This is a genomic window from Microcoleus sp. CAWBG640 (genome assembly GCF_020883015.1).
GTDB lineage: Bacteria > Cyanobacteriota > Cyanobacteriia > Cyanobacteriales > Microcoleaceae > Microcoleus > Microcoleus anatoxicus.
Genome location: NZ_JAHRFC010000143.1, coordinates 1 through 7,707, shown reverse-complemented (window position 1 = coordinate 7,707; position 7,707 = coordinate 1). Strand labels below are relative to the sequence as shown.

Here is a 7,707-nt window from a genome sequence, read left to right as displayed (position 1 = left end):
AGCCATTTTTGAGCATTAAGCCGCTGAACTACACCAAAAACCATTAAGTCTAGGGTAATCTTGCGCTCGTCAATCAAAAAAGGTTCAAGAGTGCTAGTTTTTGTGTTATTTTCAGCGCAAGAAAAAGCTCTTTGACTTTGAATGTTTTCCTTAGGAAAATACAAGTTAAATTGGCGCTGACCTGATTGGAATTTGCCCACTACTTGCCAACAATCGCCGGCGGAACTCATACCCGCAACGGGAATTTTTTGCTTAGCAAAAGTGACGTCTAAATCCTCAACGCCCTGCTTAGTTAAAGCAGTTTGCAAAGCAGGCAAATAATCTTGTTGCATAAATTCTGCAAACGGCTTGTCTTCAACCGCAGGTGCTTTTTCCTTTTTAGCTTTGGCTGGGGGCTTGTCGCCTTCTGCTTGGGCTGCGGGCTTTTTAGCAGCCGGCTGAGGCTTGTCAGTGCTGGGAGTGTTTTCAGCAGAAAGACTAGGAATTTCGGCTTCGCCTGCTGCTGGATTTGTCGGTTCTTCTGCCATTGGTGCTTCCTGTAAAAAAGTGATGAGTAGAGGAGTCAGGAGTCAGTAGTCAGTAGTTATTTGTTGGTTGTTAGTTTTAGTTGTTGTTTCTAATAACCAATAACTAATAACCAATAACTAATGACCGATGACTACTGACTAATGACTGAGGACTATGATTATTCTAAATCTCAGCGACAGCTCGTTCAATCAAACGGCGGGCCAAAGTTTGAACGCCTGTGTGTTCGTAGTAGTTGGTAGTCATGTCGAGGAATGCCCCCACATAGTCCACCTTATCAGCAGAAATTTCCACAAAGTTTTGCAAATTGTCCATCACGTTTTGGGGAGTCAAACCGCGATCGCTCACAAAAGAGCTCATCCAGCCAGAAACCGAGCCAAAGCTGTCCCCAATAAAGCCTAACTGGCCTGCTGGGCTGCCACCAGGAATCATACTGCCGATCGACTTGAAGGCCTGATTATCTTGCAAATCGCTAGGAGAAAGCCTATTTATCCAAGACTGAGTTGCCATGATAAAGTCTGGGCCCAGAGGAATCAAACCATCAAAACAAACCAAAGCAGCCATCCGCATCAGGGATTCGCCGCCATAGTCGCCCAAAGCGCCAGCAAAATCGCCGATGCTGTCGCCGGGAAGGCCGTTAATTTGGCAAAAAGCGAGTAACTCAACGACTAACTTCAAAGAAAGGTCGATCGTCTGAGCTTTTTCGGGCTTGGGGGTGAGATTGCCAAGCATGGACAAAAACGGTACATTTTGGGCAACTTTGTTAGCGAGGGCTGCTGCACCGAGGGCGCTGGAGGCACTGTCGATCGTTTGGTAGAGCCAGAGAGCGCGCTGGTAGCCTTGAGATTTATCGTTGTAGAGGTAGATCGCCCGATCGCCAATTTGCTGAATCAGTTCTTCATCTGTTTCGCCTGTTACCACGCGAATGGTATTTTCAAAACCAATTAAATTGTTCCACTCACCGGGTACAACAAAGTCAAGGGCTCTGAGAGCTTTGACAGTCATGTTGTCTTTAGGAAGTTGATCCACTAATTCAAAGATGGATTTGCTCACAAAAAACTCCTTCTAGTTGATTAACAGGACTCAAAAGTATTTCTTTTGGCAGATTGCACCAGTCTTAAAGTTCTGGTAATGATTGGATGCCAATAGAGTCAGACTCAAGTTAAAGCTGGACGATGACCATAGGTATGGTTATTTGACGTTAGCAAGGCCACTAAGGTTAAATTTTGTCAACCAATCTTCGCGATCGCTAGCAGTAAAAGAAGGATCGCGGGATTGAACTTTCACCTGGTAGCGATTTGCCACAAGGACCGCAGTGATATTAGCACCTTGGGCAACAGCGGGATAGCCGCCAATTTGCTGGGTACTGCTTTGGAATTTAGAGCCAGCCGAGGGGTTGCCGGCGATGTCGTTGATGGACAACATCGCGACATTTTTACCACCTTTGTTGAGCTTAGCTTCGGCAAAACCTGATTTTTCTTGAGCGAAGACGCGATCGAATCCGCCACCCGACGAGGGGAAATATTTATTTAATTTGCCACCTGCTACTGCCTTGTTGGGCAAGTTTTGATTGTCAGCAGTGGATTTATCAGCAGTTGTCTGCTTAGTTTTAGCGGAGGGTTTTTGGGTACTTTCCTGCTGAGCTTTGTCCCAGCGGGAGGGTTCCGGGGCTTTACCGCAGGAGGTGACGAGCAACAGTACCGAGATCAGAAATGGAGCTAAGATTCGGCGTGCGGAGGATAATTTCATCGCTGTCTCCTGTAAGAGAGTTTCCATTGACAATTGTGACTCAAAATTTAGCAATTTGTCTTCCTCCAGGGGAGGATTTTTAGCTTTGACAAAAAAACCTCCGCTGGAGGGCGCAGGTTTTTTTGCAATTACCAGTTCAGAAGGCAAAAAACAGCAAGATTGCTTGGGTAATAAATTATTAGCATTCTCGTAAATAAGCCCTGTATTTTGGCTGTCAGCAACATCAAAACAGTTTTTTCTGAGGCTGTCTGAAATCCGAGGGCTGGTAAATTTTGGATTTGAGATAATGGCATGGGATTTGAGATTTGAGAATTGCCCATGAGGCCTACAGATGAATCAGGGGGCTGGTTCTTGTTTTTATCCCCAATCCCAAATCCCAAATTTCAATGTGGCAGGATCACTAGGATTTAGGCGTCACTTTCAATGTGAATAAACAACAAACCCATGACCACAACTGGCATCAGCCAGGTAACGAGCGGAATCAAGATCCAAGGCAAAAAAGAAGCGGCGTATGAACCTGTCATATCAAATTCTCCCAGCTAAAGTTATTGTGTTCCAACAGAGGTATTTCCGAGTAGGGTCTAATTTAATTGACCAAACCGCGGAACATGGCATCGACGCCCTTAAAGTTTTCGAGTAAGAAATAGGCAGCAAAGACACCGCTCATGCCACCAACAAAGAAACCAGCGGTAAGTTGGCTCCAGCCTTCGCCGGTTTTGAGGGCTTCGGGAGTCATGGGATTGGCGCTAGGGTAGGTAGTATTTTCTTTGAAAGATACCAAACCGTAGGCAGACATACCTGCTGTGCCGAGTAGAACTAAGGCGAGGGCTGTAATTAGTCCACCAAGATTAGCTGCTTCTGGATAGTCCCGCAGTGGCCCGAAGACGATTTCTGGGCCGACGAGGAAATAACCGTGGGCCAAGCCGATTTCTAGACCTCGAACTAGGGGGGAGAGTCCTTTGCGGTAGGCTGGCAAATTGCCAATGAATGCTTTGGTAAAATCCGAAGCACTAATGGGAGTTGCTAGATGACCCGTGAAGGGGTCGCCGTTAAAGGGTTGAATCATTTCTGCATTTCTGGGGTCGGCCATATTTAGTTTCTCCTCGGTGTGAAAGAAAGTTGAGGCGTTCAAGTCATATTTTACGCAGGGACGTGTAGCCTATTTGCAAAATTGGCTGCGAGCTTTAGAAAAGTTCACCATTCTTTAGTTTTGAGAAGAATTTTTCTTTTGTCCTCTATACCAGAAAGCGAGTCGATCGGGCGATAATCCCAGAAAATAACCAATAATTACTATTTGATTGATGGCGGTGGTTTTGATTACCCCAAGCTGCTGCCAGCGGCGGGCACAGGTGAGTACGGCTAGGGGTACTATTTTGATGCGGCCTTGTTTTTTCAATCGGCGCACAAATTCAAAGTCTTCCATAAGTGGCAAGTTAGGAAAGCCACCGATGTGGTTAAAGGTATCTGTTTTCAGGAAAATGGCTTGATCCCCGTAGGGCATTTGTAGCCAGTGCGATCGGCACTTTACCCCTGTTTCTACTAGCCGCAGGCTGAGCAAAGGCGCATCAATCTTGAGTTCAAAGGCTCCCGCCACTATGGAGGGATTCGTGAGTGCTTGACGGACGCTAGCATCATAGCCCTGGGGTAAATGAGTGTCTCCATGGAGGAACAAGAGGATGTCTCCTGTGGAGGCGGCAGCACCTGCATTCATTTGGGTAGCGCGGCCTGGGCTGGTGAAGATCGTTCGATCGGCTTCATATTTGGCTATTTCAGCAGTGCCATCCTGACTGCCGCCGTCAGCGACTATTATTTCGACATTTTCGGCATTGCGGGCGGTGGAGATGACTTTGGCGATCGTAGGAGCTTCGTTTAAGACGGGAATGATAATAGAAATTTTGAGATTTGCAGTTTCAGGCATACAAAATAAATAAGGGTGCATCTCAATGAGTGCAAATATATTCCTAGGGGCTCTCGCATGACCGCAGACAATTTAAGGGGAGGGAGTAAGAAATTCACAAATGATTTAGGATTGCTATATCTACTATTACTTACTTTTTCTCGCGCCTGAGAGAATTCTCTCAAGCGCTGTCTAACCACTACTGAGAGTCAGTATTTGGATAGACAAATACAATTACTATATTATGACTTTGTGGTTTCATAAACAAGTAATTAATTGTAATTATTGATGATAATTACTAATGAATTTGGCTGATTTAGCCTGGTTTTAATTATCGCAAAATATTGATATCTAAACCGATAAGATCCTCTGGTCGATCGATATCTATTAAAGTAGGGAGAACACCAATATTTAGACCGAGATTTTGGGCGATCGCCAGCGTTTCAGCAAAGACTTCACTGCTTCCCCAGTGAATCCCGTCGAACAATTCAGGTATCAGGAAACGCAGCCCGATTAGATAATAACCTCCATCTTTTGCAGGGCCCAAAACTAAATCTTTGTCACTGAGAGCGTCAAAAGCTTTGGCCAGAATCTGTTCTTTTAATTTGGGGCAATCAGTGCCGATAATTGCTACTTTTTCAATACCCCAATTAAAAGATTTTTGAAAGGCTGCGAGCATTCTTGCGCCCAAATCTCCGTCCGACTGTTGATGATAAACAATCTCAGTTCCCAACCAGTCTTCCATGAGTTGCTGGCTGCTGCCTGTGTAGTGAATTTCTACGGATAATTGGCGGGAGTTTTGAAGAGAGAGGGCGCGGGCGATCGTCCTTTGAGTCATCAGGCGGTGAAGGTTGGCTGCTCCTTCTTTTCCGAGTACAGGAATTAATCGAGTTTTGGCTTTTCCCGGTGCTGGATAGCGAGTGAAAATAATTAGTTGTTCTGAAATCATTTATCGTCCCTGATGTTTAAAGGAATGACTTAATTGAATCGCTGCGCCCAACTTAACCTAGAAGAGATTGATTATTAACCCTGAAGCGTCAACCGTGAGCATTCAACTCATTTCTAGCATTCGCTGAATCGGCTTTAAAGCTGCTAGTTGCAGTTCTTGAGGCATGGTAATTTCTGGGGTTTGATTTTTCATGGCTAGATACAATTTTTCCAAGGTATTTAATCTCATATGTGGACATTCATTGCAAGCACAACTATTGTTGTTGGGAGGCGCGGGAATAAAGTGTTTGTGAGGTGTTTGCTTTTGCATTTGGTGAATGATTCCGGGCTCAGTCGCTACAATGAAAGCACGGCTGGAACTAGCTTGAGAATATTTCAGCAAAGCAGTGGTGGAGCCGATATAGTTGGCATGGCGGAGTACGGGAGGTTCGCATTCCGGGTGGGCAATGATTTCGGCTTCGGGATTTTCGATTTTTAGTTGAACTATCTTTTTTTCTGAGAAGTTTTCATGGACGATGCAAGCTCCTTGCCACAGTTCCATTTTTCTACCGCTTTCTTCCATGACGTAACGACCGAGATTGCGATCGGGCCCAAAAATTATCGGCTGGTTTTCGGGGATTTGGTTGACAATTTTTACGGCGTTGGAACTGGTGCAAATAATATCGCTCATTGCCTTAATTTCGGCCGTACAATTAATGTAGGAAATTACCAAATGTCCTGGTCGATCGGCTTTGAAAGCTGCAAAGGCTTCGGGAGGACAACTATCGGCGAGGGAACACCCAGCATTCAAGTCGGGCAACAAGACTAATTTGTCGGGATTGAGGATTTTGGCGGTTTCTGCCATAAAATGGACACCGGCAAACACGATGACGTCGGCATTGGTGTTGGCTGCTTTCCGGGCTAGTTCCAGGGAATCACCAATGAAATCGGCGATGTCTTGAATGTCTGAGTCTTGGTAATAATGGGCGAGAATGACGGCGTTCAACTCTTGTTTGAGGGCTTTAATGGCTGCAAACAAGTCATCGGGCAGTCTGCTTTCGGTCAGGTTGGGAGAACGTGCGGTGGTAAACACAGTTAAAATATTCCGCGAAAGGTGGTGAAGAAAGCTAAAGTGTACTTTGAATTATAGTTGAATTCACCAAAAAAGACTGGTAGTTCCGTTGAACCCATCTAAAATATAAAATTGGCTGGGGGGATGTGTAAAAATTGGTCGCTGTTTCCTATGCTGATAAGAGGGGGGAAGCGATCGCAAAGGGCAAATCAAATGAATCAGACTAAATCTATCAAAATTGCAGTGGTGGGAGATGTTCACGATCAGTGGGAAGCCGAAGACGGCGAGGCCCTAAAGCATCTGGGTGTTGATTTGGTGCTGTTTGTGGGGGATTTTGGGAATGAGTCGGTGGATGTGGTGCGGGCGATTGCCCAATTGGATATTCCGAAAGCTGCTGTGTTTGGGAATCACGATGCTTGGTACACGGCGACGGATTGGGGGCGCAGTAAGTGTCCCTACGATCGCCAACAAGAAAATCGCGTCAAACAGCAAATAGACTTAATGGGAGAAGCTCACGTCGGTTACGGGAAACGAGATTTTCCCGAATTGGGCGTAACAGTCGTAGGAAGTCGCCCGTTTACGTGGGGCGGATCGGATTGGAAGTACGGGGATTTTTACTCGGAGTGGTTTGGGGTAGAGAGTTTTGAGGAGTCGGCGCAACGCATTGCACTGGCGGCTGCGGACGCGGATTGCGAAAATGTGATTTTTTTGGGTCATACAGGCCCGATTGGCCTAGGAGAGGCTCCTGAAGACCTCTGCGGGCGAGATTGGAAGCCACTGGGAGGGGATTGGGGCGATCCGGATTTTGCAGTGGCGATCGAGAAAACTCGTAATTCTGGGAAGCCGATACCTCTGGTAACTTTTGGGCATATGCACCATCAACTCCGCCACATCAAACACGAGTTTCGGAAGTCGGTGGTGAGTGCCAAGGGTACGGTGTATGTGAATGCAGCTAGGGTACCGCGCATTGTGGACAGAGATTGCTCGAAACTACGAAATTTCTCGATCGTGGAACTGGATACGGGAGTAGTGTCGGAAGTATCTTTAGTGTGGGTGGGTAAAGATTTCTCTGTGGAAACAGAACAAATTCTTTATCGGCGGACTGAATCTGCAACTACTTGTGGTTAGCGACAACTACTGGTATGATGGAGTTTATCCACCTGGAGAGGTGGCAGAGTGGTCGAATGCGCCTGACTTGAAATCAGGTGAACTGAAAGGTTCCGTGGGTTCAAATCCCACCCTCTCCGTCGCTTTTTTTTTGTTTACTGCCCAGGGTTTTGATTTCATTGCAAAGTCTTTTGGATTCTCCATTTCAAAATGACAACGGTCAAATTGACGGCTTAGCCTTTCAATGTTCCTTATGCTCGACTAATTGAGTTGTGGGAATATATCCAGACTAACAATGGCATAGAAACAACAAAGCCCCTTTCTAGAAGAGAGAAAGAGGCATTATGTGTGGTAAATAAATCCCAGGCATCGAGCTATTTTCTCAGGCAGTGACCCGCCAAATATCTTCGCCACCGCAGCGTTTAACAAC

General features: G+C 46.0%; 9 protein-coding genes and 1 tRNA gene. 2 read left to right on the top strand and 8 right to left on the bottom strand.

All coding sequences use genetic code 11. The features are described 5' to 3' along the window. The 8 genes from AAFP11_RS28960 to nadA form a co-directional block, all read right to left on the bottom strand. Positions 1-527 (bottom strand): DUF2996 domain-containing protein (locus AAFP11_RS28960; protein ID WP_341740124.1); only part of this gene is annotated, 527 nt, incomplete at its 3' end. Positions 528-690: 163 nt separating this feature from the next. Next, a complete protein-coding gene (locus AAFP11_RS28955; protein ID WP_341740123.1) occupies positions 691-1,578 on the bottom strand; it encodes a hypothetical protein in 888 nt (295 codons plus the stop codon). A 138-nt stretch (positions 1,579-1,716) separates the two neighbouring features. After that, the gene (locus AAFP11_RS28950) at positions 1,717-2,274 is read right to left on the bottom strand and encodes a hypothetical protein (RefSeq protein ID WP_340522452.1); all 558 of its coding nucleotides are present in this window, start codon (positions 2,272-2,274) and stop codon (positions 1,717-1,719) included. Positions 2,275-2,681: 407 nt separating this feature from the next. Next, positions 2,682-2,798: a photosystem I reaction center subunit VIII gene (locus AAFP11_RS28945; protein ID WP_340522449.1), complete on the bottom strand. Its 117-nt coding sequence runs from the start codon at positions 2,796-2,798 to the stop codon at positions 2,682-2,684. Between the two features lie 62 nt (positions 2,799-2,860). Further along, positions 2,861-3,364: a photosystem I reaction center protein subunit XI gene (locus AAFP11_RS28940; RefSeq protein ID WP_341740122.1), complete on the bottom strand. Its 504-nt coding sequence runs from the start codon at positions 3,362-3,364 to the stop codon at positions 2,861-2,863. A 114-nt stretch (positions 3,365-3,478) separates the two neighbouring features. Then, complete coding sequence (locus AAFP11_RS28935) at positions 3,479-4,192, bottom strand: TIGR04283 family arsenosugar biosynthesis glycosyltransferase (RefSeq protein WP_341740121.1); 714 nt, start codon at positions 4,190-4,192, stop codon at positions 3,479-3,481. A gap of 310 nt (positions 4,193-4,502) precedes the next feature. After that, on the bottom strand, positions 4,503-5,120 hold the full coding sequence (locus tag AAFP11_RS28930; protein WP_341740120.1) for a TIGR04282 family arsenosugar biosynthesis glycosyltransferase: 618 nt from the start codon (positions 5,118-5,120) through the stop codon (positions 4,503-4,505). 102 nt (positions 5,121-5,222) lie between these two features. Next, a complete protein-coding gene (nadA, locus tag AAFP11_RS28925) occupies positions 5,223-6,191 on the bottom strand; it encodes a quinolinate synthase NadA (RefSeq protein WP_341740119.1) in 969 nt (322 codons plus the stop codon). A 192-nt stretch (positions 6,192-6,383) separates the two neighbouring features. Here nadA and AAFP11_RS28920 point away from each other — a divergent pair, with 192 nt between their 5' ends. Continuing rightward, entirely contained in the window at positions 6,384-7,298 is a 915-nt protein-coding gene (locus AAFP11_RS28920; RefSeq protein ID WP_341740118.1) for a TIGR04168 family protein, read from the top strand. Between the two features lie 34 nt (positions 7,299-7,332). Next, positions 7,333-7,417, top strand: a tRNA-Ser gene (locus AAFP11_RS28915). The last annotated feature ends 290 nt before the right edge of the window (positions 7,418-7,707 follow it).

What these genes read in the sequence shown, in the direction of transcription:
- AAFP11_RS28940 (WP_341740122.1), bottom strand. Translation starts at nt 3,364, where the DNA reads ATGGCCGACCCCAGAAATGCAGAAATGATTCAACCCTTTAACGGCGAC.
- AAFP11_RS28945 (WP_340522449.1), bottom strand. Translation starts at nt 2,798, where the DNA reads ATGACAGGTTCATACGCCGCTTCTTTTTTGCCTTGGATCTTGATTCCG.
- AAFP11_RS28920 (WP_341740118.1), top strand. Translation starts at nt 6,384, where the DNA reads ATGAATCAGACTAAATCTATCAAAATTGCAGTGGTGGGAGATGTTCAC.
- AAFP11_RS28950 (WP_340522452.1), bottom strand. Translation starts at nt 2,274, where the DNA reads ATGAAATTATCCTCCGCACGCCGAATCTTAGCTCCATTTCTGATCTCG.
- AAFP11_RS28935 (WP_341740121.1), bottom strand. Translation starts at nt 4,192, where the DNA reads ATGCCTGAAACTGCAAATCTCAAAATTTCTATTATCATTCCCGTCTTA.
- AAFP11_RS28930 (WP_341740120.1), bottom strand. Translation starts at nt 5,120, where the DNA reads ATGATTTCAGAACAACTAATTATTTTCACTCGCTATCCAGCACCGGGA.